Annotated in this window: 1 protein-coding gene; it reads left to right on the top strand. The window is 59.0% G+C overall.

From position 1 onward, the window contains the following. Positions 1 to 904 precede the first annotated feature (904 nt). A complete protein-coding gene (locus ACFHWU_RS29040) occupies positions 905 to 1,471 on the top strand; it encodes a hypothetical protein (protein WP_416592284.1) in 567 nt (188 codons plus the stop codon). Positions 1,472 to 1,726: the final 255 nt, after the last annotated feature.

Here is a 1,726-nt window from a genome sequence, read left to right as displayed (position 1 = left end):
CCATCCACATCTACCGGGTCCAGCCACCACCAAGATCAACTTAAGCTACGTGGCATTGGGCATAGGTGCGCGTGCCGATTGCTGTCAGGGCTAATGTCAGGCACTCGCAACGTATGCGAATGAGTCGATCTAGCTGTCGGGCTGGATGCCAAAGTTGCGGCTTCTCGTTGGCGCGGCGCGTAGCGGCGTGGCGTCGATCCCCGGAACCCGGCGCGCGGGTTGACCCGTGATGGGATCGTCACGGCCTTGATCGCTTCGACTGGGAGGCGTCGCTTGGTCGCACTGGTCCGCGCGTGGGCGCGTGCGCGCGGGCCGGAACGGCTGTAGCGCGTGCGCCCACGTTGCTGTCACGGCTGCTGTCAAAATCGCCAACTATCGATGAACTGCAGACGGGTGGTTGAGCGAAAGCCCAGCTCCCTGCCAAAATCGACGCCATGACATCGCCGCAGCCGCCGTAGCAATGCCACACGTACCATGTGATCGCCGGTGATACGCCGGTTCTCGTGCACAACTGCGGATTCTCGGATCGAGCGAGCCAAATTCACGCCGCAGAGCCAGACGAGTACATTCGTAATAACATCAGCACGGTCGCAGTAGTCCGGGCGCAGACGCCTCACGGAGTCGTCGATGTAATTGCTGGCTCTGGCGATGGTTTAACACCTGCACAAATGTCTGTACCGCTCCGACGCGGCGAGATGCATGCGCCGAATATTCCGGGTACACACGCCGAGCAAAACGCCTTCCTGTTCATCAATGAACAAGGGTGGACGCCGGTCGCTGGGGGAACTTCGAGAAACGCCTGTCTTTCAATCTGTGCTCCATGGATTAGGGGTAGCGGAGGGAGAATGATGGGTAACGTCTATCCTGGTAGTGGTGTTACCACCACACGTCAGAGGAGCTTCGAGTGGTAGTTGACGAGGAAACCGTACGTGCCCTACGCGGGGGTGACGGACAGCTAGCGCGGATCTTTGCGGCGAGTTGTGCGGAACGATTGGTGCAGGTCTTCTGTGCCGTCAGGGCAGTCGACCCCAGCCGCGCTGACGACATCGCCTACGTTGTCGAGACGCTTGAAGATCTGTGGGACCTGAGACGTCCAGCTAGGTTGCTAGACGGGCGGCGTGAGCATCTGTTGTTATTTCCCGAACTCCAGCCGAACGATCTAGGCTTCACTGAAGCCGATGACATCTACTCCTTCTACGGATGCCTCGTTCTTATGTATGCGACGAAATGTGCGGCGACCGGCGGTGATCCGGAAGTCGCCATTAGTTGCGCACATGCGTCTCTGACCGCCTTGGGTCAGCTCGATCAGAACGTGGCTGGCGCAACGTATCTATCGGACGAGAGATCCCGGCAGAAGGCGACGATAGACGGAGTTAAAAACCGTACTCCGCTGGCTCGGATTCGTGATGATGACCGAGTTGCGGCGCAGGAATTAGTCACGGCGATTCGAAATAGAGTGGGTGGCAAGTGAGGCGCTCTGATGCCACTCCACAGCCTTGCTGGCCCATCTCGGTGTGCGTTGGCGTGCGCGGGCGTTCATCCGGGTTGCCGTCAACGTTGCCGTCAGAAACCTCAAATGCATCCGAATGTTTGGATAAAAGATGTGATGCTCTGACGGCAGCGCGGGTGGCTCGGTCGGTGTCGCGCCCACGGCCGTTTCAAGATGGCGGAGTCAAACGGTCATGGCGACACCCGGTAAAATGATCTTGGGTGTCGAGTGATTGGG

This window comes from Micromonospora sp. LOL_015, assembly GCF_048060275.1.
Lineage (GTDB): Bacteria > Actinomycetota > Actinomycetes > Mycobacteriales > Micromonosporaceae > Micromonospora_E.
This window is presented reverse-complemented; position numbering and strand designations above follow the sequence as displayed.